General features: G+C 71.4%; 21 protein-coding genes and 4 pseudogenes. 17 read left to right on the forward strand and 8 right to left on the reverse strand.

All coding sequences use genetic code 11. The features are described from left to right. Positions 1-125: 125 nt before the first annotated feature. Entirely contained in the window at positions 126-1,193 is a 1,068-nt protein-coding gene (locus tag ACGFRF_RS36680; protein WP_393747611.1) for a polyprenyl synthetase family protein, read from the forward strand. Positions 1,194-1,478: 285 nt separating this feature from the next. Here the strand turns inward: ACGFRF_RS36680 and ACGFRF_RS36685 are convergent, their stop codons facing one another. Next, positions 1,479-1,682 (reverse strand): DUF6059 family protein, encoded by a 204-nt coding sequence (locus ACGFRF_RS36685; RefSeq protein ID WP_393747613.1) that lies wholly within the window; start codon positions 1,680-1,682, stop codon positions 1,479-1,481. Positions 1,683-1,992: 310 nt separating this feature from the next. Between ACGFRF_RS36685 and ACGFRF_RS36690 the strand changes: the two genes are divergently transcribed. The 4 genes and pseudogenes from ACGFRF_RS36690 to ACGFRF_RS36705 all read left to right on the forward strand — a co-directional run bounded on the left by ACGFRF_RS36690 (position 1,993) and on the right by ACGFRF_RS36705 (position 5,204). Next, positions 1,993-2,763: an isoprenyl transferase gene (locus ACGFRF_RS36690; RefSeq protein WP_393747712.1), complete on the forward strand. Its 771-nt coding sequence runs from the start codon at positions 1,993-1,995 to the stop codon at positions 2,761-2,763. Positions 2,764-2,999: 236 nt separating this feature from the next. Beyond that, on the forward strand, positions 3,000-3,737 hold the full coding sequence (locus ACGFRF_RS36695; RefSeq protein ID WP_393747615.1) for a flavodoxin family protein: 738 nt from the start codon (positions 3,000-3,002) through the stop codon (positions 3,735-3,737). A gap of 33 nt (positions 3,738-3,770) precedes the next feature. Beyond that, positions 3,771-4,740, forward strand: a pseudogene (locus ACGFRF_RS36700) (IS630 family transposase). A 23-nt stretch (positions 4,741-4,763) separates the two neighbouring features. Further along, positions 4,764-5,204: an NUDIX domain-containing protein gene (locus ACGFRF_RS36705; protein ID WP_393747617.1), complete on the forward strand. Its 441-nt coding sequence runs from the start codon at positions 4,764-4,766 to the stop codon at positions 5,202-5,204. Between the two features lie 259 nt (positions 5,205-5,463). Here ACGFRF_RS36705 and ACGFRF_RS36710 read toward each other — a convergent pair whose 3' ends face one another. Together ACGFRF_RS36710 and ACGFRF_RS36715 are read right to left on the reverse strand one after the other, a co-directional pair. Then, positions 5,464-5,760, reverse strand: coding sequence for a hypothetical protein (locus tag ACGFRF_RS36710; protein WP_393747619.1), 297 nt, complete (start codon positions 5,758-5,760; stop codon positions 5,464-5,466). A gap of 407 nt (positions 5,761-6,167) precedes the next feature. Next, positions 6,168-6,442 (reverse strand): annotated as a pseudogene (locus tag ACGFRF_RS36715) (hypothetical protein); the annotation flags it as partial. Positions 6,443-6,633: 191 nt separating this feature from the next. On the opposite strand from ACGFRF_RS36715, the pseudogene ACGFRF_RS36720 reads away from it, so the two are divergent. Beyond that, positions 6,634-6,877: pseudogene (locus ACGFRF_RS36720) on the forward strand (transposase); the annotation flags it as partial. Here the strand turns inward: ACGFRF_RS36720 and ACGFRF_RS36725 are convergent. From ACGFRF_RS36725 to ACGFRF_RS36740, 4 genes are all read right to left on the reverse strand, one after another. Continuing rightward, positions 6,855-7,367 carry an Ig-like domain-containing protein gene (locus tag ACGFRF_RS36725; protein ID WP_393747621.1) on the reverse strand — a complete coding sequence of 171 codons (513 nt, stop codon included), beginning with the start codon at positions 7,365-7,367 and terminating at the stop codon, positions 6,855-6,857. The pseudogene ACGFRF_RS36720 and the gene ACGFRF_RS36725 sit on opposite strands and share 23 nt — an antisense overlap. A 202-nt stretch (positions 7,368-7,569) precedes the next feature. Next, positions 7,570-8,586: an IPT/TIG domain-containing protein gene (locus ACGFRF_RS36730; protein WP_393747623.1), complete on the reverse strand. Its 1,017-nt coding sequence runs from the start codon at positions 8,584-8,586 to the stop codon at positions 7,570-7,572. A 260-nt stretch (positions 8,587-8,846) separates the two neighbouring features. Beyond that, positions 8,847-9,593, reverse strand: a complete 747-nt coding sequence (locus ACGFRF_RS36735; protein WP_393747625.1) for an IPT/TIG domain-containing protein — start codon at positions 9,591-9,593, stop codon at positions 8,847-8,849. A gap of 648 nt (positions 9,594-10,241) precedes the next feature. After that, on the reverse strand, positions 10,242-10,523 hold the full coding sequence (locus ACGFRF_RS36740) for a hypothetical protein (RefSeq protein WP_393747730.1): 282 nt from the start codon (positions 10,521-10,523) through the stop codon (positions 10,242-10,244). Here ACGFRF_RS36740 and ACGFRF_RS36745 point away from each other — a divergent pair. The 5 genes and pseudogenes from ACGFRF_RS36745 to ACGFRF_RS36765 all read left to right on the forward strand — a co-directional run. Further along, a pseudogene (locus ACGFRF_RS36745) lies at positions 10,488-10,706 on the forward strand (IS701 family transposase); the annotation flags it as partial. The gene ACGFRF_RS36740 and the pseudogene ACGFRF_RS36745 overlap by 36 nt on opposite strands. Positions 10,707-10,826: 120 nt before the next feature. Further along, a protein-coding gene (locus ACGFRF_RS36750; RefSeq protein WP_393747714.1) for an IS5 family transposase occupies positions 10,827-11,686 on the forward strand; the annotation gives its coding sequence in 2 pieces (ribosomal slippage) (positions 10,827-11,198 and positions 11,201-11,686; 858 coding nt in all). A 434-nt stretch (positions 11,687-12,120) separates the two neighbouring features. Next, positions 12,121-13,023 carry an alpha/beta hydrolase gene (locus ACGFRF_RS36755; protein ID WP_393747716.1) on the forward strand — a complete coding sequence of 301 codons (903 nt, stop codon included), beginning with the start codon at positions 12,121-12,123 and terminating at the stop codon, positions 13,021-13,023. Between the two features lie 213 nt (positions 13,024-13,236). Continuing rightward, positions 13,237-16,317, forward strand: a complete 3,081-nt coding sequence (locus ACGFRF_RS36760) for a LuxR C-terminal-related transcriptional regulator (RefSeq protein WP_393747626.1) — start codon at positions 13,237-13,239, stop codon at positions 16,315-16,317. Between the two features lie 136 nt (positions 16,318-16,453). Beyond that, positions 16,454-17,731: a PucR family transcriptional regulator gene (locus ACGFRF_RS36765; protein ID WP_393747628.1), complete on the forward strand. Its 1,278-nt coding sequence runs from the start codon at positions 16,454-16,456 to the stop codon at positions 17,729-17,731. 185 nt (positions 17,732-17,916) lie between these two features. Here the strand turns inward: ACGFRF_RS36765 and ACGFRF_RS36770 are convergent, their stop codons facing one another. After that, positions 17,917-18,939 carry a zinc-dependent alcohol dehydrogenase family protein gene (locus ACGFRF_RS36770; RefSeq protein WP_393747630.1) on the reverse strand — a complete coding sequence of 341 codons (1,023 nt, stop codon included), beginning with the start codon at positions 18,937-18,939 and terminating at the stop codon, positions 17,917-17,919. Between the two features lie 429 nt (positions 18,940-19,368). Here ACGFRF_RS36770 and ACGFRF_RS36775 point away from each other — a divergent pair, with 429 nt between their 5' ends. From ACGFRF_RS36775 to ACGFRF_RS36800, 6 genes are all read left to right on the forward strand, one after another. Then, complete coding sequence (locus tag ACGFRF_RS36775; protein ID WP_393747718.1) at positions 19,369-19,551, forward strand: hypothetical protein; 183 nt, start codon at positions 19,369-19,371, stop codon at positions 19,549-19,551. A gap of 233 nt (positions 19,552-19,784) precedes the next feature. After that, positions 19,785-20,567, forward strand: coding sequence for an ABC transporter ATP-binding protein (locus tag ACGFRF_RS36780; RefSeq protein ID WP_393747632.1), 783 nt, complete (start codon positions 19,785-19,787; stop codon positions 20,565-20,567). Continuing rightward, the gene (locus ACGFRF_RS36785; protein WP_393747634.1) at positions 20,564-21,343 is read left to right on the forward strand and encodes an ABC transporter ATP-binding protein; all 780 of its coding nucleotides are present in this window, start codon (positions 20,564-20,566) and stop codon (positions 21,341-21,343) included. The genes ACGFRF_RS36780 and ACGFRF_RS36785 overlap by 4 nt, the downstream gene beginning before the upstream one ends. Next, positions 21,340-22,236, forward strand: a complete 897-nt coding sequence (locus ACGFRF_RS36790) for a branched-chain amino acid ABC transporter permease (RefSeq protein WP_393747636.1) — start codon at positions 21,340-21,342, stop codon at positions 22,234-22,236. Before ACGFRF_RS36785 ends, ACGFRF_RS36790 begins: the two co-directional genes overlap by 4 nt. Further along, positions 22,229-23,347 carry a branched-chain amino acid ABC transporter permease gene (locus ACGFRF_RS36795; RefSeq protein WP_393747638.1) on the forward strand — a complete coding sequence of 373 codons (1,119 nt, stop codon included), beginning with the start codon at positions 22,229-22,231 and terminating at the stop codon, positions 23,345-23,347. The genes ACGFRF_RS36790 and ACGFRF_RS36795 overlap by 8 nt, the downstream gene beginning before the upstream one ends. Then, on the forward strand, positions 23,344-24,609 hold the full coding sequence (locus tag ACGFRF_RS36800; protein ID WP_393747640.1) for an ABC transporter substrate-binding protein: 1,266 nt from the start codon (positions 23,344-23,346) through the stop codon (positions 24,607-24,609). Before ACGFRF_RS36795 ends, ACGFRF_RS36800 begins: the two co-directional genes overlap by 4 nt. The last annotated feature ends 118 nt before the right edge of the window (positions 24,610-24,727 follow it).

Here is a 24,727-nt window from a genome sequence, read left to right on the forward strand (position 1 = left end):
TCGCCCCATGCGGGCTCGTCACCCAAGGTCGGGCGCGCGCTCGGCCGAGGCCCCGACCGCCTGGTCAGACGGCATCCAAGCGCTCACGCTCAAGTGCCCCTACATCTAAACCCGAGGAGATACGTGTGACTTCGGACATGACCACCGACACCGGCCAGGAGGCTGCCGACTTCGCGCGCCGCACCAGCACCGACCTGCTCCAGCGCGTCGAGGACCGGCTGCGCTCCCTCCTCGCGGCCGAACGCGACGCGTGGGCCGGAGTGGACGCACGTGCGGCCGTCCCCATCGACGCGCTGTCCGAGCTGATCGCCTCAGGCGGCAAGCGCATCCGGCCCGCCTTCTGCATCGCCGGCTATCTCGCCGCCGGCGGTGACCCCGCCGACCCCGGGATCGTGGCGGCCGGCGCGGCCCTGGAGATGCTGCACCTGTCCGCCCTCGTCCACGACGACGTCCTGGACGACTCCAGCCGACGACGCGGACTGCCGACCGTCCACGCCAAGTACATGGCCCTGCACGGCGGCCGCGGCTGGCAGGGTGAGTCACGCCGGTACGGCGAGGGCGTGGCCATCCTCGTCGGCGACCTCGCGCTCGTCTACTCCGGGGAGCTGATGTCCGAGGCACCGAGGACGGCGGTCCCGGAGTGGAACAAGCTCCGTTCCGAAGTGATGATCGGCCAGTACATGGACGTCCACGCGGCCGCCGAGTTCTGCGTCGAGCCCCGGCTCTCCCGCCTGATCGCCAAGATCAAGTCCGGCCGCTACACCATCCACCGGCCCCTGGTGGTGGGCGCGGACGCGGCCGGCCGCAACGACCTCGCTCCTGCCTTCGAGGAGTACGGCGAGGCGGTGGGCGAGGCGTTCCAGCTCCGTGACGACCTGCTGGACGCCTTCGGTGACTCCGCGGACACCGGCAAGCCCACCGGCCTCGACTTCACGCAGCACAAGATGACACTGCTGCTGGGCTGGGCGATGCAGCGCGACGAGCACATCCACACCCTGATCACCGAGCCGGGCCACACCCCTGACGAGGTGCGCCGCCGCCTCCTGGACACCGGGGTCCCCGCCGACGTCGAAAAGCACATCGACGGCCTCGTCGAGCGGGGCTGCAAGGCCATCGCCGACGCGCCCGTCGACCAGGTGTGGCGCAGCGAACTGACGCGCATGGCCAGGCGCGTCGCCTACCGCAACGCGTGAGCCCGGCCTCGTCCCGGCCGGCGGCGGTGCACCCGCCGCCGGACCGGGCCGGCCCCTGCCCGGACGCGAAAGCCGGCCCAGGAACAGCACGAACCCGGAGGCCGACGCATCCGCCGCCCTCCCTCCCCAAGCGGGGGGGGGGGGGGGGGGGGGGGGGGGGGGGGGGGGGGGGGGGGGGGGGGGCGGGGGGGCGGGGCGCCCCCCCCCCCCCCCCCCCCCCCCCCCCCCCCGCGCGGGCGCCCCCCCCCCCCCCCCCCCGCTTTTCTGCGTTGTGCGCGACACGCGCTAGCCGACCCCCAACTCCCGAACCAGCCGGCGCTCCAGCGGCGTCAGCGGCACGTCCGCGCACAGCCGCTCCGGGTGGCCGGGGGCCGGTCCCGCCAGCGGTTCGGCCTCCGGGTGCGGCCCGGTGTGGAGCATGCCGAACGCCGACAGGGCACGGTAGATCGCACGACCCACACGGCGGGGGCGCAGCAGCCGGTGCCACATGGCGGGCCTCCCTCAACGCTCGCGGCGACGGACGACCACGCCACTGTCCGGCGCCCGGCCGGAGAACGACCTCAGCTCCGCTCGAGCGCGTCCCCGCGGCAGGCCGGACCGGGTGCCGGGCGACGAGGCGTACTCAGCCGCGTGCCGCACCGTGGCCATCCGGCACCACGAGGGCGACCGCGTCCTCGACGGCAGCCCTGGATCAGGGCCGTACCGGACGCGAACCGAGCCGATGGCTGAAGTTTCGCGCCGGGCGATACGGTGGCCCTCGGAAGCCGTTGGCGGGCACGAAGGGACATGGCACGTGGCATTGAGGGCGCTTCGCTCGGCATTGGAAGCCTTGTACGTAAGGCGCCTGACGCGCAAGCTGGAAGGCTTGCCCCGTCCTCGGCACGTCGCGATCATGCTGGACGGCAACCGCCGATGGGCCCGCGGAGCCGGCCATGACGATCCCCGCGAGGGTTACCGCGTCGGCGGGGCGAAGGTCGGCGACTTCCTGCGCTGGTGCGCCGCCGCGGACATCGAGCACGTCACCCTCTGGATGCTGTCCGACGACAACCTTCACCGGCCTGCGGACCAACTCGGGCCACTCCTCGAGATCATCGAAGAGACCGTGGCGAGCATCTGCGCGACCGACGAGGACTGGCAGATCGAGGTGATCGGCGCTCTGGACCTCCTGCCCGGGGAGACCGCGCGCACCCTGAAGGACGCCGTCGCGCGCACCACCGGCCGGACCGGCCTCAAGGTCGACGTGGCGGTCGGGTACGGCGGGCGCCGCGAAATCATCGACGCGGTCAGGTCCGCCTTCGACAAGCACATCTCCGGCGGCGGCGACCCACGCGAACTGGCCGAGAACTTCGACCTCCAGCACATCTCCGACAACCTCTACTCCCCGGCGGGCCACGACACGGACTTCATCATCCGCACCTCCGGTGAGCAGCGGCTGTCCGGCTTCCTGCTCTGGCAGTCCGCGTACGCGGAGGTGCATTTCGTCGAAGTCCTGTGGCCTGCCTTCCGCCAGATAGATCTCCTGCGCGCGCTGCGCTCGTACGCCGCCCGGGACCGGCGCTACGGCAGGTGACCTCATGCCCGGCGCGCCGCGCTCTTCGCAGCCCGCCACCTGCGGTCCCTCCGTGGCCGTTCGCACGTCCCTGGCGCGTCGGCTCCCGGCGTGCCCCGTCGTGGCGGGTCGTTCGTCCGTCAGGGTGGTTACCGTAGGCTGGTCGTGCCGTGGCCCGCGCGAGGGCCCGGAGGGCCAGCACGATGGAGGCGCTGCGCCACCATGAAGGGCACGGTGGCACGACCCCCGGAGAAGCCGTGACCGCCACACCACCGACCGCGGACGCACCGCCCGCACACTACGACGACCTGCGTGCCCTCGTCTTCAACTGCACGCTGAAACGCTCACCGGAGCGGAGCAACACCCAAGGGATCGTCGACCGAAGCGTACGCATCATGGAAGCGCAGGGCGTGCACGTCGACGTCGTACGCGCGATCGACCAGGACATCGCCACGGGTGTCTGGCCGGACATGACCGAACACGGCTGGGAGACGGATGCCTGGCCGACCCTGTACGAGAAGGTCATGGCGGCGGACATCCTCGTGCTGGCCGGGCCGATCTGGCTGGGCGACAACAGCTCGGTGATGAAGCAGGTGATCGAGCGTCTCTACGCGTGCTCCAGCCTGCTCAACGACGCGGGGCAGTACGCCTACTACGGCCGTGTCGGCGGCTGTCTGATCACCGGTAACGAGGACGGCGTCAAACACTGCGCCATGAACGTCCTCTACAGCCTCCAGCACCTCGGCTGCACCATCCCCCCGCAGGCCGACGCCGGCTGGATCGGCGAGGCGGGTCCCGGGCCCTCCTACCTCGACCCCGGCTCGGGCGGCCCGGAGAACGACTTCACCAACCGCAACACCACCTTCATGACCTGGAACCTGCTCCACCTGGCCCGCCTCCTCAAGGACGCCGGAGGCATCCCCGCCTACGGCAACCAGCGCACCGCATGGGACGCCGGCTGCCGCCACGACTACGAGAATCCCGAGCACCGCTAGTGGCCTGAGTCAGAGATTCGTCGTTAGTCGGGCATGAGTCGTCCGGGTCCGAAGATTCCGCCGTTGTCGGTCACTGATGCCCAGCGGGCGGTGCTGGAGGGTTGGTTACGACGCCGTACGACGGCTCAAGCTCTGGATCAGCGGTCGCGGATCGTGCTGGAGTGCGCCGAAGGCCACTCGATCATGGAGGTGTCCCGCCGGCTGCGGATCGCTCCGGACACGGTCCGCACCTGGCGGCGCCGCTTCATCGAGCGGGGACTGGACGGCTTGTGCGACGACCCGCGCCCCGGCGTCCCATGGAAGATCACCGATGCTGACGTCGAACGCGTCATCGTCAAAACACTTGAGGAGACGCCGAAGAACGCGACTCATTGGTCGACGAGGTCGATGGCCGCGGCCACGGGAATGTCGCAGTCGACCATCTCGCGGATCTGGCGGGCGTTCGCACTGGCCCCGCGCCGGTCGCAGACGTTCAAGCTGTCCACCGACCCGCTGTTCATCGACAAGGTCCGCGACGTCGTCGGTCTGTATCTCGACCCGCCGGAGACGGCCCTGGTGCTTTGCGTGGACGAGAAGTCGCAGATCCAGGCTCTGGATCGGTCCCAGGCGGTCCTGCCGATGGTGCCCGGCGTTCCCGAACGCCGCAGCCACGACTACGTCCGGGCCGGCACGACAACCCTTTTCGCTGCCCTCGAGGTCGCCACCGGCAAGGTCATCGGCTCCCTCCACCGCCGCCACCGGGCTGTGGAGTTCAAGAAGTTCCTCGCCAAGCTCGACAAGGAGGTCCCAGGTGATCTGCAGGTTCATCTGATCCTGGACAACTACCCAGAAGAAGCTCAAGCGCGGCGTCCACCGCTCCGTCCGAGCCCTCGAACGCGACATCCGGGCCTGGGTCACCGACTGGAACGAGCACCCCAGACCGTTCGTCTGGACGAAGACCGCCGACGAGATCCTCGACGAAGTGGCCGCCTACTGCCGACGAATCTCTGACTCAGGTCACTAGAGATCCCTGGGAGGATGGCGTGCATGACACAGGACGGTGGGGTGGTCGTTCCCGGAAGCTTCGATGAGGCAGAACTCTTGGTGGTTGTAGCCGCCGCGATTATCCAGGAAGGGCGTCTATTGGTCGTGAGTAAGAAGGCGGCTCCCTCGGTGTTCTGTCTGCCCGGTGGGAAACCCGACCTGGGGGAGACCCCGGTGGAGACTCTGGTCCGTGAGCTCGACGAGGAACTGGGGGTTCGTCCGTTGGATCCGCGGTTTCTGGCTGATGTCGAAGCGCGCGCGGCTCTTGAGGGCGTGCCCATGAAGATGACCGTCTTCGAAGCGAGCATCAGCGAGGTCCCTCGGGCTGCATCTGAGCTGGCGGACTTGCGATGGATCTCCGGTGGTGAACCAGACGTGCAGCTGGCTCCGGCGGTGAGGGACCGCGTTCTGCCACTTCTCAGGCAGAACGGCTTGGTCGCCTGACAGCGTGCCAGCGGCAGCGCGCCATCGGTTTTCGTGGCGACGCCGCTCAGGTCATCTCGTGGTCGTGGGCTGTAGCGGTCAAATGCTCGCAGCGTACGCACTGGGGTGGGCGAAGGTTGTCACGCGTGCCCAACCCAGGCGTGATGGCGGGACGCGACGTGCAGCCCCTCGCGTAGGCGGCCGCGCAGGAAACCAACGCGTGTCCTACCCTCCACGACCTATAGCCCGCTGTCTGATGGGTTCAGGAGGCGTCGGACGATCAGGACCGGCGGGCGCAGCCACGTCCCGGCTCTTCCCAGTGCCGACCCACCTCGGGGCGGCGAACCTTGACCCAGTGCACCGGGTTCTCGGCGTAGCTCTCGATGCAGCCGGCATCGGACGCTCCGGTCGGCATCTCGTTGAAGTCCGCGGCCGGGATCGTCTCGAGCTGCCACCTGACCTCGCGCAGGTCGATGCCGCCGTAGTCGTGCACGAAGGCGGCGTTATCCGTGGTCGAAGAGGAGCTGTTCGAGAACGTCGTCGGGCCAGTGCGGGGATACCAGTGCACAGTCGGCACGGAAGCGGTCATAGCTGAGGCCGCCGTCTTCACAGCGTGCCATCAGCGGGCTGAGGTGGCGCAACTTCATGCCGTCAGGTGTATCGCAGGTTCCTGGCAGGGTTCCCCTGCTCCGGTTCAACCGGTGCTGCGACACGTGAGGTTGTGGTGGCAGGGTCGTCGGATCGCACTCTGTGCGATGCCATCTGCATCGGCCTGAGCATCCGCGGCATCGCACGGGAGCGCATGTAAGCAGTGGGGACCTCGGCCGCTCCCCCCTTCCGTGTGTCGCGCTGGTTCAGGTAGCGGCGGTTTCCAGCGCGTACAGCTCGTAGGCGATGGTTCCGTCGTCGGTGTGCCGGTCGAACGTGCCGACGCGAGTGAATCCGGCTTTGATCAGGACGCGTCCGGAGGCGGGGTTGTCGGGGCCACAGCCAGGCGTTGGAGTGCCGCAGCCGGGACAGGGCGCGAGCGCGCGGCGCGCGGCCGCGTTGCCGATCCGGTTCTGCCGGGACCGGGGCCGGCGCGACTGCCCGGCGGCAAGGCGGCGACGTCCGGCGTCCCGGAGCCGCCGCCGCTGCTTGCCCAGCTCCGCCTCCTTCGCCGCCTTCGACTTCGGTTTCCGGGGCCGCTTCCAGACCGGCTGCCGCTCCAGGGGCTCATCGGGCTCGGGCTCCTGGTCCTCGTCGAGCGCGGCGGCCATCTTCGCGCGGGCGGCGTGGGCGCGGGCGAGGGCTTCGCCATCTTCGCTTTCATCGAGACGCTCTACAACCGGCGCCGACTGCGCAAGCACAAGGTCTTCGGCTACCTCACCCCGGCCGAGACCAGACAGCGCCACCAGCACGCCCTCGCGGCATGGAGATCGAATGTCCAAGATCACGAGGAAACTTCACAGGCGGAGGCAGACGTCGGCATGGTGACTGAGAGGTGCTGGTTGCGATCGTGTTCGTGGCCACGTCAGGCTGCACCTGGCAGCGGCTGTCGTCCGCCTCGTTCGGGAGCGACAGCTCACCAGCGCTTCACGGAGTGGTCGAAGGCCAGGGGGGCGAAGCTCCACCGCCTGGTCCTCGACGAGCTCGGTGCCCGCGGCGCATCGGCGCTTCGTCGAGGGACCCTCAGTGCCAGTGCGGCTCGATCCGGTTTCTGTACTTCTGCCCGGTGGTGTAGACCGTGTTGTTGATGTCGCCGACGGAGAAATTGATCAGCGCGCCGCAGGCGAGGAGGCAGAGGCCGGAAGGCGGTCCAGGAGGCGTCGGGGCGGATGTGACCTGGACGGTCGTGGTGTTGTTGGAGGCGTCACACTGTGCGTTGCCGTTGTAGGCGGCGGTGATGGTGTGCGTGCCGGTGGTGGTGAACGTGGCGGTGTAGTCAGCCTGGCCGTTGGCGCCGACGGGCACGGTGTCGAGCAGGGTGCTGCCGTCGAAGAATGTTACGCCGAGCCCGCCGGTGGGGTCGGCGGGACAATCGACCGTGGCTTCCAGCTGCACTGGAGTGCCTACCTCGGCGGTCTGGGGCGTTGCCGTCACCGTGGTGTTCGAGGGTACGGCCCAGGCGGGCGAGGCCAGCCCCAGTACAGCGGCGAGGGCTGCGACGGTGACGAGTCTTCCTTTGCGTGGCGTGATGCGCACCGGTTCGGCTCCTTGGTCTGTCGCCGGGCCCGCAGGGTGCGGGCACGTGGAGCTTCACGCTAGGCGGATCTGCGCCAGCTGCTGGGAAGGCTGCGCCCGCAACCAACCCGGTTGGATCAGCGGCCGGGCTCGCCAAAGGGAGCGGTGCGTGCGGCGGGTGAGTGTTGTGAGGCGGCAGCTGCTCCTTGTTGCTGTCGGAACGTCAGATGCCTGGTGCGGTGATACGGGTGTAGGTGAGCCCGGAGCTGGTGCCACCTGCAGTAGTAACGGTCACGGTGAGCGGGCCTGCGGCTCCCGCGGGTGCCACGGCGGTGATCTGGGTGTCCGACACGACGGTGAAGGCGACGGCCGTGCCGGCGAAGGTCACGGCTGATGCGGTGGCGAGGTTGGTGCCGGTGAGAGTGACCACTGTGCCCGCGGAGGTGGGGCCGCTGCCGGGTGCCAGTGCCGTCAGGACGGGAGCGGCCACATAGGTGAACGCTACGGGGTTGCTTGTGCCACCCGGGGTGACCACGGTGATGGGTGAATTCCCTGTCCCCGGCGGAGCCGTGACGGTGATCTGTGTTGCTGACACGATGGTGAAGGAAGGGGCGTTGGTGGTGCCGAAGCGGACGGCGCCGGCGTTGAGCAGGTTGTTGCCGGTGAGGGTGACCACGATGCCGCCGGCCGTTGGGCTCTGGGTGGGGGCTGCACCGGTGAGGACGGGTGGCGCGGCGTAGAAGAAGAAGGCGTCGGGGGCGCTGGTGCCGCCTGGTGTCGTCACGGCCACCACGGCGGCGCCGGCGCTGTTGGCTGGAGTTACGGCAGTGATGTGAGTGGCCGAGTTGACCGAGAAGGACGTCGCCGGGACCCCCGCGAAGGTGACCGTTGTGGCCCCGGTGAACCCGGTTCCCGTGAGGGTCACCGTGGTGCCGCCCGAGGTGGGACCGCTGCTCGGGGTCACACCCGTGACTACTGGCACCTGCGCCGTGATGTACGTGAACGTCACCGAGTTGCTGTTGCCGGTGGGATGGACGATCGAGACAGCTGCCGCTCCCGCGGTGCGAGCCGGGCTGACGGCCGTGATCTGGGTGGCCGAATCGACGACGAACGATGTGGCGTTGGTGCTGCCGAACCGCACAGCGGTGGACCCCGTCATTCCGGTACCGGTGAGGGTGACGGTGGTGCCTCCGGTGGTGGGCCCTTGCGAGGGATTGATGGTGCTGATCGTGGGCGGCATGTAGAGCCTCCTAGGGCAGCCTGGGGCAAGGCGCCGGGGTGACATGGATGCCGGTCCGGGCCGATGAACCGCCCCGTTCGGGGCGCGAACGGATGAGAATGCTGCCCGCCCGGGGCGGGTCAGGCAGAGGATGGGAGAGCCGGGTGACGGCCGCCGACCGAGGGGCAATGTCCGGGGCCGCCGGTTGCCCTGCGGTCGCCGACGGCGGCACGAGGCAGGCTGCCGCCCGGTGAAGACCGGGCGGCAGCATGGAGGACGGCTCAGATGCCGGGACCCGCGACGTAGGTGAACGCACCGGCGGCCGTGTCGGATCCGGCCGGGTTGGTCACCACCACGTCGGCCGCCCCTGCGGTTCCGGGCGGGGACACCGCCGAGACCGTGGTGGAGTTCACCACGGAGAACGGTGCCGGGTTGCCGTCGAAGGTGACCGACTCGGTGGTGCCGAGGTTAGTTCCGGTGATGGTCACACCGGTGCCGCCGGACGTCGGCCCCGACGTCGGCGCGACGGTGGTCACGACGGGCACGTCCACGTAGGTGTAGGACAGGCCGTTGTTCGTCCCTCCCGCGGTGGTCACGCTCACTCCTACGGGACCCGCCGCTGCACCCGCCGGGACGGCAACGGTGAGCTGGTTGTCGGAGACGACCGTCGGCGTGGCGCTGTTGGCGCCGAAGGACACACTGGTGGCCGTCGCCAGCCCCACGCCGTTGATCGTGACCGTGTTGCCGCCCGCCAGAGGGCCGGAGGTCGGGCCGAGCGTGGACTTGAACGGGGCTCCGACGTAGAAGAACGGAATCGGGTTGCTGGTGCCGCCCGGGGTCCGCACGGTCACCCCGACGGTGCCGGTGCCCGAGGGTGAGACCGCGGTGACCTGGGTCGGTGAGACGTTGGTGATGTTGGTGGCCGGCTTCGTGCCGAAGGTGACGGCGGTGGTGCCGGACAGGTTCGTGCCGGTGATTGTCACCAGCGTGCCACCGCCGGTGGATCCCTGATTGGGGGAGATGGGCATGAGGAGACTCCTCGCTGACAGAAAGGGATGAGGGACGCAGCGGAACCGGGAAGGCCGTGCCGAACCTCGCGGAAGGCCTCACGGGAGAATGGCGGCTCAACTGTGTTGCCGGAAACGGAGCTTCCTCGTGAGCGCACAAGAAAAAACCGGCGGACGCCGCCCTTTGCCGTGATCCCCGGTAATGGGATGGGCGGCCCACCGGTTCGCTTCTTCAAGTACGTCATACCAACGCCTTACTGACAAGACGTTCGGCGACACCGAACAGCGCATTCGGATGACGAAGGGAGTTCCGGGAAGTGCTCGGTACCACCGGCGCACGCCTCCGCCGAAAGTTCCGGCACCGCACAACAAGCCAGCCGGCACCGCGCAAGCGGCACCGACTGGCGATCCAACCCCCTCAGGGGTGCCCATCACGATCCCGGCGGACCTGCACCCTCCCCACGTGTGAAGGGCGACAGCCCCACCCGGACCATGCCCCCCGAGCGGTACGGGCTGCCCGTTGGTTGGATATTGCCAGTAAGTCAGACTTATGGCATATGCCTCAAGAAGCCGGTCACGATGTCACCCGATCGGCGTAGCGCGTGAGACGGGCAAGGTAGTTACTCCAGCTGTAGATCCTGATCTTCATGTGGCCACCACTGTCTGGCGTCACCAGCGGGCAACGAGCGTCTCCTCCTTACCCCGGTTGCGGTACAGCCAGGTGGTCCCCGGTGTGGTGGCCCCGGTCAGATAGCCGACGATGGGCTCCCGCTGGGCTGCGCTGTCCAGCTCGCCGAGCAGCTTCAGAGCTTCGGGTAGGGGGAAGAAGGCGGCTTGTTTGATGTCGTCGTCCTGTGGCGCGATGTCCCCCGACCACTCGTCGATCTCGAAGCCGGCAGCCAACGCCGAAGGGCGTACGAGGTCCGCCGCTATCCGGGTTGGTATCGCCACATCACCCTGGCCATGCTCGCCCACGCGTTTCTGTCCGTCGTCGCGGCCCAGACCACCGAAAGGGGGGCCGCAGAAACGACCCCACCAGCACCATCCGATTCACGGTGGCAGAGATCCGCAGACTCCTGGACACTCTCCTGCCCCGCCCCACACCCCGCCGCGGAGCAGTCATCCACGCCCTGAACTGGTCCCTCTGGCGCAGACAACACCAAGCGATTGCCCGCCGCTGCCACTACCGAAGAAGAACCAGCTCAGGCAACGATTTCTGACTGGAGTACTAGGCAGTTTCGTTTAGATCATCGGATCGTTGGTCCGGGTGTGCCGTTGACTGACGCGCAGTGGGCGCGGATCGAGCCGTTGCTCCCGGACCGGACACCGAAGCGGGGTGGCCGGTGGCGGGATCATCGTGAGGTGATCGACACGATCGCCTTCAAGTTCCAGACGGGGACGCAGTGGGTGCACCTGCCGGAGAAGTTCGGCAACTGGCGTGGTGTCTACAACCGGCTGCGGATGTGGGCTGTCGACGGCACGTGGGAGCGGGTGTTCACCGCGCTGGTGGCCCAGGCCGACGCGGACGAGGACCTGGCCTGGGCCGTTTCGGTGGACTCCACGATCGTGCGCGCTCACCAGCACGCGGCCGGGGCCCGCAAAAAGGGGCCCCGGGCTGTGAGCCGGACGATCACGCCATCGGACGGTCCCGCGGCGGACTGACCACGAAGGTTCACCTCGCGGCCGACGGCCGGTGCCGGCCACTCGCGTTCGTCCTCACCGCCGGGCAGGTTGGCGACGCACCCGCCTTCACGGACGTCATGGCCCGGCTGCGCGTTCCCCGCCGTCGTGGACGGCCCCGCACCAGGCCGGAGATGGTCCTGGCCGACAAGGCGTACTCCTCCCGCGAGATCCGGGACCATCTGCGCAGACGCGGTATCCGCGCGGTGATCCCTGAACGGGCCGACCAGCGGGCCAACCGGATGCGGCGCGGACGCGCCGGTGGCAGACCGCCGGCCTTCGACCGAGAGGCGTACAAGCAGCCCAACACCGTCGAACGGTGCATCAACCGTTTGAAGCAGTGGCGCGGCACCGCCACCCGCTGCGAGAAGACCGCGACCATCTACCTGGCCGGACTCCACATCGCAGGCATCTTCCTCTGGTCCGCCCACTGATCCCAACGAAACCGCCTAGTGCCGTGACCGCGTAGGCCGGCCGGGTCGGCGGTCGCGCCGGTGGGATGTGCCTTCCCGGACCCCGAACGCGACGCGCTCCCGGCGCTTGACGGCCGGGTGGACCCGGCGTGCTCCCCGGTTCGCGTGTCCTGCGAGGCGCCCACGTGGTCGATCCGCCCGAGGACGAGCGGGGGGCACCCGTGCTCGTCGGGGGAGCAGGGGCGGCCGGGTTCCGGCGCGGCGGACGCGGGGGCCGTGACCGGTGATTCTGCCGGTGCCTCCGGGGCCGCACGGCATCGACAGTGGCACCGCCAGTTCAGCGGCGGCGCCCGTCGGGCCGTTGCACGCCTGCGCGTGCGACACGTGCCCCCACAGGCGGCTCGCCACGACAGAGAGGACGATCCGTCGTGCAGCACCCGCGCACCAGCACCGCTATCCCCGCCCACCGTCCGCCCTCGGCCCGCCGTACCGGCCGGCTCGCCGCCCTCGCCACCGCGGCCGCCGCCGTCGTCGGTCTCACCGCCCTCGGCGGTCCGGTGGCCCACGGAGCGGACAACCCCTACGAGCGCGGCCCGGCGCCGACCGAGGGGAGCATCGAGGCCTCGCGCGGCCCGTACGCCGTCTCCCAGTCGACCGTCTCCCCGCTCGCCGTGACCGGCTTCGGCGGAGGGACCATCTACTATCCGACCAGCACCGCCGACGGCACCTTCGGAGCCGTGGCCGTCTCGCCCGGCTACACCGGCACCCAGTCGTCCATCTCCTGGCTCGGCCCGCGCCTGGCGTCCCAGGGCTTCGTCGTCTTCACCATCGACACCCTCACGACGCTCGACCAACCGGACTCCCGAGGACGCCAGTTGCTCGCCGCCCTCGACTACCTCACCAAGAGCAGCTCGGTCCGCGGCCGCATCGACGGCACACGCCTCGGCGTCATGGGGCACTCGATGGGCGGTGGCGGCAGCCTGGAAGCCGCGAAGTCACGACCCTCGCTGCAGGCGGCGATCCCGCTGACGCCGTGGAACCTCGACAAGACGTGGTCGGAGATCAGCACCCCCACGCTCATCTTCGGCGCCGACGGCGACACCATCGCCCCGGTCGCCACCCACGCCGAGCCCTTCTACAACACCCTGCCCGCCTCGCTCGACCGGGCGTACCTGGAGCTGAACGGCGCCACCCACTTCACGCCCAACACGTCGAACACGACGATCGCGAAGTACAGCATCTCGTGGCTGAAGCGGTTCATCGACAACGACACCCGCTACGAGCAGTTCCTGTGCCCGGTGCCGCGACCGAGCCTGACCATCGAGGAGTACCGGGGCAACTGCCCGCACACCTCCTGACCGTTCGCCGCCGGCACGGTGGCGGCCGTCTCGTCGCGGACGGCCGCCACCCTTGTTGTGCCGGTGCCCTGCGCAGGGCCGGGCACGTTGGGCCGCGCCACATGCCGAGTACTGCTCCCACCCTCAGAACCGCAGGTCGCAGCGCACATGGTCCGACAGCCACCCCGGACGAGTACCTTCCGCCCGTTCTGACGCGCCAGTAAGGTCGCGGGAATGAGCGGACTGCCGACCCTTGAATCCGCTGCGTCGGGATACCGGCCCGGTCCCCAACACCACGCGGTGGCAGCCCTGTTGGACCGGATGCGAAGCGGCGGCGCGGCCTGCGTCGTGACCGGTGAACCCGGTTGCGGTCGCTCCGCCTTCCTGACGTTCGCGGCCCGTTCCTTCGACGCGGGGCCCGTGATCGCCGTCCGCGCCGACCCGGCCCGGACCCGGCAGCAGTACGCCGGTGTACGGGCCCTGTGCGGCGCGGTCGGCGCACCCGCCGCCCGCGGGCCGGGTTCGGTACCGGAACTGCTCGGTGCGCTGGAGGCGACGGCCGCGCCCGGGCCGGTCCTGGTCTGCGTGGACGACGCCCACCTGTGGGACCCGGGCTCCCGCGCCGTCCTCGGGCAACTGGCCGCCCGGCTCCCCGCCGCGAGCCGCGTCGCCCTCCTCCTCACCGTCGCCGGACACCGCCCGGTCGACGCGGAGTTCGCCGGGCTGCCGCTCCTGCGTCTGGCCTCCCTGACCCCACCGGACGCCGCCGCCCTGCTGGACGAGGCCGCACCGGGCACCCTCGATCCCGGGGTGCGCGCGGAGATCACGGCCGAGGCAGAGGGCAACCCCGCCCTCCTGCTGCGCCTGCTCCACCGGCTGACCCCCGCCCAACTGCGCGGCCACACCCCCTTGCCGAGGCCGCTTGCCGACGCCGGAACACTCACCGCCCTGACGGGCCGCCACCTGACCGGACCGCCGCCCAGCCGGCGGGACCTGCTGTTGACGGTCGCGGCCGCCGTAGCGGCGTCGGGAGAGCCGCTCGTCGAGGCCGGCCTGGTCCTGCGCGCGCTCGCCCGGCTCTCGACTGCCCCGCCGCCACTCGATCCGCTGCCCGAACTGCTCGACCTCACCGACGGCCGACTCGGCTTCCGCAGCACGCTGTTGCGGCGGACCGTGTACGCCGGTGCGCCGGCCGAGCGGCGCCGCGCGACCCACGACGCGCTGGCCCGCGCGTACCCGGACGGTCGCGACCTGATCCCGCTGCTGCACCGCTCCTGGGCCGACGCGGCACCGAATCCCGCTCTCGCGGCCGTCCTGTCCTCCGCCGCGGCCGACCCCGCGACCGGAGCCCCGCCCGCGCTGCGCTGCAGGGCCCACACCCGCGCCGCGGAACTCACGCCGGACGGCCTGCCACAGCTGCGGCGGTACACGGACGCAGCCGAACAGGCCCTGCTCGCCGGGCAGCCGGCCCGTGCACTGCAGTTGCTCGACGCGGCCCGCGACCGCCCGGCACCCCTGCCGGTACGCGCGCGTGCCGAGCTGCTGCGCGGGATGGCCCTGTGGGGGGACGGCCCGGTCGACGACGCCCGTGAGACCCTCCTTTTCGCCGCCGCACTGCTCGCCCCGCACGACCCCGAACGGTCCGGCGCGGCCGTCCTGACCGCCGCGGAGGCGGCCTGGGCGGCGGGAGACGTGGGGGAGTGCCTGCGGACACTGGCGATCGACCGGGGCGAGTGCGCTGTGCCGGGTGACGGCCGGGAAGCAAAGGCCGTCGGGGGCGACCGTGGTGACGCCTGTGCGGGGCGTGATCGGGGCCGGGCAGGGCTGCTGGTCGGCGCGGACGGTACGGGTGGCTACGGGGGCACCCGCGGTACGGGTGGCGCGGGCGATGCGGGCGGCTCAGGCAGCGGGCATGCCGTAGCCGAGCCCTCCGCTCCGGCCGCTCCTCCGGAGCCTGCCGCTCCGGCCGTTCCGCCCGAGGCCGCTGCCCTGGCCGTTCCTCAGGAGCCTGCCGCTCAAGCCGTTTCCCGCGAGCCAGCCGCCCTGGCCGTTCCGCCCGAGCTCGCCGACCCAGCCGTTCCCTTCGATCCGCTGCGAGACCACCGCGCCGGTATGGAGGCCGTGCTCCAGGGCCGTTTCGACCGTGCCGTCACCCCCCTTCGCCGCGTCGTGGACCAGGCCGTGAGGACGGACGAACCGGAACGGCTGCTGCGGTCGGCGGCCGCCGCCCTGCTGCTCGGCGACATCACCGCCGCCTGCCGGGTCGGCGGGAGGGCGCTGGCGGCGGCTCGCACCCGCCGGTTCGGCGCGCACGAGGCGCGGGCGCTGGAGTACCTGGCCTACGGCGAGCTGCGAGCCGGACGGCACGCACTGGCCCGTACCCACGCGGAGGAGGGGCTGCGCAGCGCGTACCGCGCCGGGCAGCGCAACACGGCCGCCCACCACCACGCCGTGCTGGCTCTCGCGGCATCGATCGAGGGCGACAGGAGTACCGTCACCGAGCACGTGTCCGCCGCGCTGTCCATCGCCCGGCGGCATGGACTGGCCCAGGCCGCCACGCTCGCCCAGTGGGCGGCAGCCCGTGCCGACCTCGGCGGCGGCCGGCCCCGCGAGGCCGCGGACCGGCTCGGCCCACTGGTCCGGCCCGGCGCCCGGCGCGGCCACTTCGCCGTGTGGATGCTGGCCGTTCCCTGCTTCGTGGAGGCCAGCGCGCTCGCCGGGCAGCCGGACCACGCCCTGGCGGCGGTCGAGGACTTCGCGCTCTGGGCGGCCTGCGACGCCGACCCCCAGGCGCCCGCCCAGCTACTGCGTTGCCGCGCGCTGCTCGCCCCGCACGACGCGGCCGACCCGCTGTACCGGCAAGCCCTGCGGCGGCACGAGGAGGCCGCCGGCGACTTCGAACGGGCCCGCACGGAACTGCTGTACGGCAAGTGGCTGCGCAGACGCCGCAGACCAGGCGAGGCGCGCAGCCACCTGCGGGCCGCTCTGCTCGGCTTCGAACGCTGCGGCGCCCGGCCGTGGGCCCAGCAGGCGGCCGCGGAACTCCGGGCGAACGGGGAGGCCGGGACCGCCGAGGCGACGACACCGCCCGGAGCGGAACAGGGTGCACTGGCCCGGCTGACCCCGCAGCAACTGCGGATCGCCCGCTGTGTCGCCGAGGGCGCCACCAACCGCGAGGTGGCGCTCAGCCTGTCGGTCAGCAACCGGACCGTCGACTACCACCTGCGCAACGTCTTCGCCGCCCTCGGCGTCCGTTCCCGGGTCGAGTTGGCACGTTTCATCGAACAGGTGGAAAAGACCGCTGCACACCCCTAGGGACCGACCGGACGGTATGCCATTCTTCGGACAGGACGAGTCAGGTGGCGTACCGCACCGGCTCCGTGACCGGTGCGCCGGGCCGCGGGCCGTACCGCGGGCACCACCGGGAAGCCGACCCTGGGGGAGAACCGCGATGCACCCTGTCGTACGGCCACGAACCCTGCTCCGCCCTGAGCCGCGGCCCGTGCCACGCTCGCCCGTGCCACGACCACCCGGGCCGCGCGGTCGCTCGCTGACCGAGGCCGAGGCCCTGCCCGTGCTGCACCGCGCCGCCCGCGTGCTGCTGGACGACCTGCCCGGACTCACCGACCGGCTGGTCGCCGCCCTCCACGAACGCGAACCCGCCTACCGGGCCGTGCGGGACGACGCCGACGCGACGACCCGGAAGGAGGTGCACCGCTCACTGCGCCACAGCGTCTCCTCCCTGCTCGACCCGCACGGTAGCCGAGACGCGGCGCGCCGGTGCTCCTGGCACATCGGTGTCACCCGCGCCGAGCAGGGGCTGCCCTTGGACGCACTGCTGCACGCGTTCCGGCTGGGCGGCTCCCTGGTGTGGCAGGAACTCCTCGACGTCACTTCCCGCGCGGCGCCCGAGGACGTACGGCTCCTGGTGCACGTGGCGTCCGACGTGTGGAACTTCGTCGACGAGCACTGCACGATCGTCGCCGACGCCTACCGGCAGACCGAACGGGAGCTCGCCTGGCGTCGCGAGAACCGGGCGCGCCTGCTGGCCGGAGCCCTGCTCGACGGCACCGGCCGGATCGCCGACCTGCCCGAGACCGCACAGGTGCTCGGGCTGCCGGAGCAGGGACGGTACGTCGTGATCGCCGCGGCGGGCGGACGGCCCGCCGATGCCGCTCGCGCCCTGCTGCCCCCGGCCGCGAGGGTGTACTGGCACACGGGAACGAAGGCCCACTACGGCATCCTCCTGACCGAGGACGGTCACACCCCCGTGCCGGACGAACCGGCGCCGGGTATGCGCGTCGGTATCGGCAGTGCCGTCGACGGCCTGGCCGCGGTCGGCGAGGCCCGCCGGCTGGCGGACACGGCCCTGCGCCTGTGCCCCGAGCCGGGCGGCACGGTCCGGCTGACCGACCACCTCCCCGAGGCGCTCGTGCTCTCCTGCCCCGAACTCGGCGTCCTGCTCGTGGAGCGCGCTTTCGGGCCGCTCGCGCACCTGGAACCCGCCGACGCCGAGGTGCTGGTGGACACCCTGGCCGCATGGATCGCCTGCGACGGCTCCGCCCAACGGGCGGGAAAGCGGCTGTTCTGCCACCGCAACACCGTACTGAACCGCCTACGCCGTTACGAGCAGTTGACCGGCCGCTTCCTGTCCCGCCCCGCCGACCTGATCGAAACCGCCCTGGCCCTGACCGCCCGCCGTCTCCTCCCCGATGGGACGGCCCCCTGACGACCCGTCGATTCCTCCTCGGTACGAAAACCTGGTACGAAAACCTGACGGCCGGTCGTTTCGTCCCTGGGCGGGGGCTGGGAGAGCGTGGAGACCAGCGAAGCGAGCTGGTAGGTGGTTCGGCCCTTCGCGGAGTTTCTCAGCTGCGGGGCTGAGCGGCCCTCGAGCCCCCATGGGCTGGTGTCTCACAGGGTGAGGAGCACCTTGGTGGCGCGGCGTTCGTCCATGGCCTTGTAGCCCTCTGCCGCCTGGTCGAGGGGCAGGGTGAGGTCGAAGACCTTGCCGGGGTCGATCTTGCGGTCCCAGATCAGCTGGATCAGGGCGGGCAGGAACCGGCGTACCGGGGCGGGGCCGCCGAGGGTGTGGATGCCTGCGAAGAACAGCTCGATGCCGGGGATGGTCACGTCGTAGTTGACGCCCACGTAGCCCAGGTGTCCGCCGCCGCGGGTGGCGCCGACGGCCTGCATGAACGCCTCCTGGGTGCCGACCGCCTCGATGACCGAGTGCGCGCCGAGCCCGCCCGTGAGTTCCTTGATCTTCGCGATGCCCTCTTCGCCGCGCTCCTCGACGATGTCGGTGGCGCCGTAGTAGCGGGCCAGGTTCTGCCGCTCGGGGTGGCGGGACATGGCGATGATGCGTTCCGCACCGAGCTGCTTCGCGGCGAGGACCGCCATGAGACCGACCGCGCCGTCGCCGACGACCGCGACGGTCTTGCCGGGTCCCGCCTGTGCGGCCACGGCGGCGAACCAGCCGGTGCCCAGGACGTCGGAGGCGGCCAGCAGGGCGGGGATCAGCTCCGGGGCGGGCTGTCCCGGCGTGGCGACCAGCGTGCCGTCGGCCAGCGGGATACGGGCCTTCTCGGCCTGGGTCCCGATCCCCGCGTGGACGAACTCGGCGTGCACGCACTTGGACTGGAACCCGGCCTGGCAGATCTCGCAGGTGTTGTCCGAGATGACGAACGATCCGACCACGAAGTCCCCAGGCTTGACGGTCTTCACATCCGGGCCGACTTCCTCGACCACGCCCACGTACTCGTGGCCCATGAGCGTGTGGTCGGCGGGCTCGATGCCGCGGTACGGCCACAGGTCGGAGCCGCAGATGCAGGTCGCGGTCAGCTTCACGATCGCGTCGGTGGGTTCGATGATCTCCGGGTCCTCGCGCTCCTCGACCCGGACGTCACCGGCCTTGTGCATCACTACTCCACGCATTGGTGGATCTCCTTGTCGTGTGTCGGCGCCGTCTGCGCCGGTCGGTGTTCAGGAAGGCACGGGATGCCCGCGGATTGCTCGGTCCTCGTCCCTGCTGCTGCAGAGCCCACCGGAAGGGCCTAACCGCAGTCGTGGTCCTGGCTGTGTATCCAGACAAGCGGCCGCCTCCCCGGCCAGGAAGGCCGCGTTTACGGGGGGACAAGCTCTGCCTCCCTTCCCGGCGGTGAACGCCCACCGTGGAGGACATGGACCAGGGACCCGGCAACCGTTCGGAGACCCGGGACTTCCTCGCCACCGGCGCGCCAAGATCACCCCGGAGCGGGCCGGGCTCCCCGCCGGCGGACTGAGTCGCCGACTGGGACGGCGCTGTCGCCGCCCGGCGTCGCCCTGCTGCGCGACGAGGCCGGGCGCTCCCCGCGCGACAAGGCACTGCGCGAACCCATCGGTGAGCTGTCCACCGTGAGCACCGACTTCCGCACTCACCGGGCCGCGCACGACGTGCGCGTCCATCACGGCGGCGTCAAACGCTTCCACCATCCTGACTCCGGCCGCCGCAGCTCACCTACCAGCCGCTGGACCTGCCCCTCTGCGTCCACGAGGCACACTCCCTGACCATCCACACCGCCCAGCCCGGTACTCCCGATGAAGACCGGCTCAAGCTCCTCGCCGGCCGGACGACCCTCTCACCACTGGGCGCGCGCACAATCCCCGCTCGCCGTCGATGGGACGCGGCACCGCCCGCGCCCGGACACCTGTACCGGCCTCGGCCCCCCGTGCTGTCGTGAAAACTCCTCCCAAGCCCCCGAAGCCCGTGCCACCCTCCGGCACGGCCCTGAGGAGCCGCGATGCCCGAAGCACCACCGGACGACGAGCCCACCCTGCACGTCGAGCACCTCGACGTGACGTACGGGCGTGCCGTCTCCGCTCTCCGCGACGTGTCCCTGACTGTTCCGCACGGATCCGTCGTCGCTCTCCTGGGTGCCAACGGCGCCGGCAAGACCACGCTGCTGCGCGCCGTGTCGGGCACGCTGCGCCTGCACCGCGGCCAGATCACCGCCGGCCGTGTCCGCTACGGCGGCACGGTCCTCGACGGCAGCGACCCGGTCGCCGCCGTACGCGCCGGTGTGGTCCAGGTCCCTGAAGGACGGCGCGTCTTCGCGGGCCTCACCGTCGACGAGAACCTGCGCAGCGGAGGTCTCGGCCTCGGCCGCCGCAGTCCCGCCCGGACAGCCGAGGCCCTCGAGCGCGTGTTCACGCTGTTTCCGCGGCTCGCCGAACGAACCCGGCAGGCCGCGGGCCTGCTGTCCGGGGGAGAGCAGCAGATGCTCGCCATCGGCCGTGCCCTGATGGCGGCCCCGCGCCTGCTGCTCCTCGACGAGCCGTCCCTCGGCCTCGCCCCGCTCATGGTCGACCGGATCGCCGAGGTGGTCCGCGAGATCCACGCCCAGGGCACCGCCGTCCTCCTCGTCGAGCAGAACGCCGGGACGGCCCTGTCCCTCGCCGACCAGGCCCACGTCCTGGAGAACGGCGAGCTACGGCTGTCCGGCTCCGCCGCGGACCTCGCCCGCACGGACGCGGTGCGCCGCCTCTACCTCGGCGAGACCGGCGACGACCAGGGGGCCGCATGACCGTCCCCGAACTGAGCGTGCGCGACGTCACCGTCCGCTTCGACGGGCTCACCGCACTCGACGGTGTCTCCTTCACCCTCGCCCCCGGCACCGTGCACGCCCTCATCGGTCCCAACGGCGCCGGAAAGTCCACCTGCTTCAACGTCCTGTCCGGCCTCACCCGCCCCGCCGCCGGCACGGTCCGCCTCGACGATGCCGACCTGACCCGGCTCGCCCCGCACCGCATCGCCACGCTCGGTGTGGCCCGCACCTTCCAGAACATCGTCACCACCGAGGGCACGGTCGCCGACAACCTCATGCTCGGCCGCCACGTCCACTCCCGCGCCGGCTTCACCGCGAGCGCCCTGCGCCTGCCGCGCGCCGTACGCGAACAGCGCGAGCACCGCGCCCGCGCCCGCGAGATCGCCGAACTCACCGGAATCGCCCAGCACTTCCACCATCCCGTCGCCCTGCTCTCCTACGGCGACCGCAAACGCGTCGAACTGGCCCGCGCCCTGTGCCTGGAGCCGCGCGTGCTGCTCCTCGACGAACCCGTGGCCGGCATGAACGCCGCCGAACGCGCCCGCACCGCCGAGCTGATCCGGCACATCCGCACCGAACTCGCCCTGTCCGTCCTGCTCGTGGAGCACGACATGGGCCTCGTCATGCGCCTCGCCGACCAGGTCACCGTCCTCGACTTCGGACGCCGCATCGCCCACGGAACCCCCGACGAGGTCCGCCGCGATCCCGCGGTGCTGCGCGCCTACCTCGGCACATCAGGGAAGGACGCCGCATGACCGCCTTCCTCGACGACCTCCTCAACGGCCTCGCCCTCGGCGCGGTCTACGCTCTGGTCGCCCTCGGCTTCGTCGTCATCTTCAAGGCGTCGGGCGTCCTGAACTTCGCGCACGGCTCCCTCCTGCTGCTCGGCGGCTACCTCGTCGCCGTGCTGCACGACGACCTCGGCTTCGCCGCGGCGCTCGCGGTGGCCGTCCTCGCGACCGCACTCCTCGCGGGCGCCCTCGACCGCCTCCTGCTGCAGCGCGGCGAACCGGACCCGCGCGCCGCCCACGCACAGACGATCGTCACCATCGGCGTGGACATCGTCCTGCTCACCGACCTGTCCCGGCGCATCGGTGGCGACCTGCTCCCACTGGGCGACCCCTGGGGCGACGCGGTGACCACGGCCGGACCGGTGACCATCGCCGACAGCCGACTCGCCGCGATCACCGTGTCCGCGCTGACCATAGCCGCCACCTTCGCTCTCTTCCGGTACACCGCCTGGGGCCTGTCCCTGCGGGCCGCGTCCGAGGACCTCGAAGCGGCCGCCCTCATGGGCGTACGCCTGACCCGGGTGCGGACGCTCGCCTGGTGCCTGGCCGGCGCACTCGCCGCACTGGCCGCCGTGTTCCTCGCCGCGTTCCCCGCGCCCGGCCTGGAACGCACCACCGGCCAGATCGCACTGAAGGCGTTCCCGGCCGCCATCCTCGGCGGCATGGCCTCACCGGCCGGCGCCCTCGCCGGCAGCCTGCTGATCGGGCTGACCGAGGCGCTCGTCGCCGGCCACCAGTCCGACCTGCACGTCCTCGGTGACGGTTTCGGCGACGTCGCCCCGTACGCCGTGATGATCCTCGTCCTCCTGGTCCGGCCCACCGGGCTGTTCGGCGCGAGGGGAGCGGCCCGTGTCTGACCGCAGTCGTCTGAGGCCGGCCCCAACCGTCCTGGTCGCGCTCCTCCTGTGCGTGCCGCCGTTCTACCTGGACGCCTTCTGGCTGCGCATCGGCCTGTTCTCCCTGGCCGCAGCCATCGGCGCGATCGGCCTGACCCTGCTCAGCGGTACCGCCGGACAACTCTCCCTCGGCCACGCCTTCTTCCTCGCCGTCGGCGCCTACGGCTACACCTGGCTGGCCGGCGAGCCGGGACCGGGTCTGCCGACCGCACTCGCCGCCGTCCTCGCGGTGCTGCTGGCGGGAGCCGTGGGCGGGCTGTTCAGCCCGGTCGCCGGGCGGGTACGCGGCATCTACCTCGGCGTGGCCACCCTCGCGCTGGTCTTCCTCGGACACCACCTGCTGCTGACCGCCGACTCCGTCACCGGCGGATTCAACGGTCGCTCCGTGCCGCCCCTCACGGTCGGCGGATTCGGCTTCACCACCGGCGGCCCCGAACTCGTCGTGCTGGGCGTGCCCTTCGGGGCCGAGGAACGCCTGTGGTACCTGGGCCTGGCGCTGTTCGCGCTGACCTGGTTCACCGCACGCGGACTGCTGCGGTCCCGTCCCGGCCGGGCGCTGGCCGCCCTGCGCGACAGCGAGACCGCGGCGGCGGTGATGGGCGTCGACGTGGCCCGCCACCGCGCGGCGGCCTTCGTCGTGTCGTCGATGTACGCCGGTCTGGCGGGCGTCCTGCTCGCCCTGGCCTTCCGCCGCGTCGTCCCCGACTACTTCTCCCTCGGCCTCTCGGTGGACTACCTCGCCATGATCGTGCTCGGTGGCCTCGGCTCCGTCGCCGGGACCACCGCGGGCGCCGTCTTCGTCACCGCGCTGCCCCTGCTCATGACCCGTTACGCCGACCAACTGCCGCTGGTGGCCGCTCCCGGCGCCACGGACGGCGCGGTCGGCCCGACCGAGGCGGCCCGCTACCTCTACGGCGCCGCCATCGTCGTCGTCCTGCTCTGCGCCCCCGACGGGCTGCACGGCCTGACCCGCCGCCTGCGCGACCGCGTCCGGCGCCGAAAACCCGGCACACCCACTCGTCAGCCCGCGTACCCCGCCGCGCCCGCACGACCCAAGGAGCACACCCCGTGAACACCACGCACCCCAGACACCGCGCCACCACGGCCGTCCTCGCCGGGGCCCTCGTCCTGCTGGCTGCCGCCACCGGATGCAGCGCCAAGGCGGACGGCGAGGGCGGCGGTGACAGCGCCGACGGGGTCCGCACCGGTCCCGGAGTCTCCGCCACCACCATCCGTCTGGGCGCCCTGACCGATCTGACCGGTCCCTACGCCACCCTCGGCAAGAGCGTCGTGCAGGCCCAGCAGATGTGGGCGGACGAGATCAACGCCCACGGCGGGATCTGCGGGCGCAAGGTCGAGATCACCGTCAAGGACCACGGCTACGACGTGCAGAAGGCGGTCACCGCGTACGCCGACATCTCCCCGGACGTGGTGGCCCTGCCCCAGGTCATCGGCTCCCCGGTGGTCTCCGCGCTGCTCGACGACGTCCAGCGCGACCACGTGCTGACCTTCCCGCAGGCCTGGGCCGCATCCCTGCTGGGCAAGGACGCCGTCCAGGTCCTCGGCACCACCTACGACCTCGACATGATCGCCGCCGTCGACTTCCTCACCCGCACCCAGGGACTGAAGAAGGGCGACACCATCGGCCACGTCTACTTCGAGGGCGACTACGGCAGCAATGCCCTCGAGGGCTCCACCTGGGCGGCGAGGAAGGCCGGGCTGAAGGTCGCCGGGCAGAAGATCAAGGCGACCGACACCGACCTGTCCGCGCAGGTCTCTTCGCTGCGCAAGCAGGGTGTGAAGGCCGTCCTGGTCAGCGCCGGCCCCGCGCAGACCGCCTCCCTGGTCGGCGTCGCCGCTTCCCGCGGCCTGCGGGTCCCCGTAGTGAGCAGCGCCCCCGGCTTCGCACCCCAACTGATGAAGACCGCCGCCGCGCCCGCCCTGACGGCCATGCTCCACGTGGTCGGCGCGGCGCCTGCGGTGAGTTCGGAGCTGCCCGGCGTGCGCGAGATGGTGACCGCGTACCAGAAGAAGTACCCGGGTTCGCCCGTCGACTCCGGCGTCCTCTCCGGCTACAACGCCGCGAAGCTGCTCGGCGACGACCTGAAGAAGGCCTGCGCCGCCGGCAGCCTGGCCCGTGCGGACGTCGTCGAGGCACACCGCTCCCAGACGAACGTCGACACCGGCCTCGGCACGCCGCAGGACTTCTCCGACGTGAACCGCCCGGCGAGCCTCGCCACCTACGTGCTCAAGCCCGACGCGAAGGCGGTGGGCGCGCTGGTGGGCGTGGAGGACGCCCACCGTGCACCGGGGGTGGAGGAGTACCTGGGGTGAGTCCTTCGGCCGCGGCGGCACCGTCGCCCGAGCGACCGTGTCGCCGCGGCCGTTGTCAGCCGCTGTGGACGCCGACCTCCTGCAGCGAGTACCGCCACCTGGTCCCGCGTTCCGTGCC

It is taken from the genome of Streptomyces sp. NPDC048521 (genome assembly GCF_043199855.1).
In the GTDB taxonomy this organism is placed as follows: Bacteria; Actinomycetota; Actinomycetes; order Streptomycetales; family Streptomycetaceae; genus Streptomyces.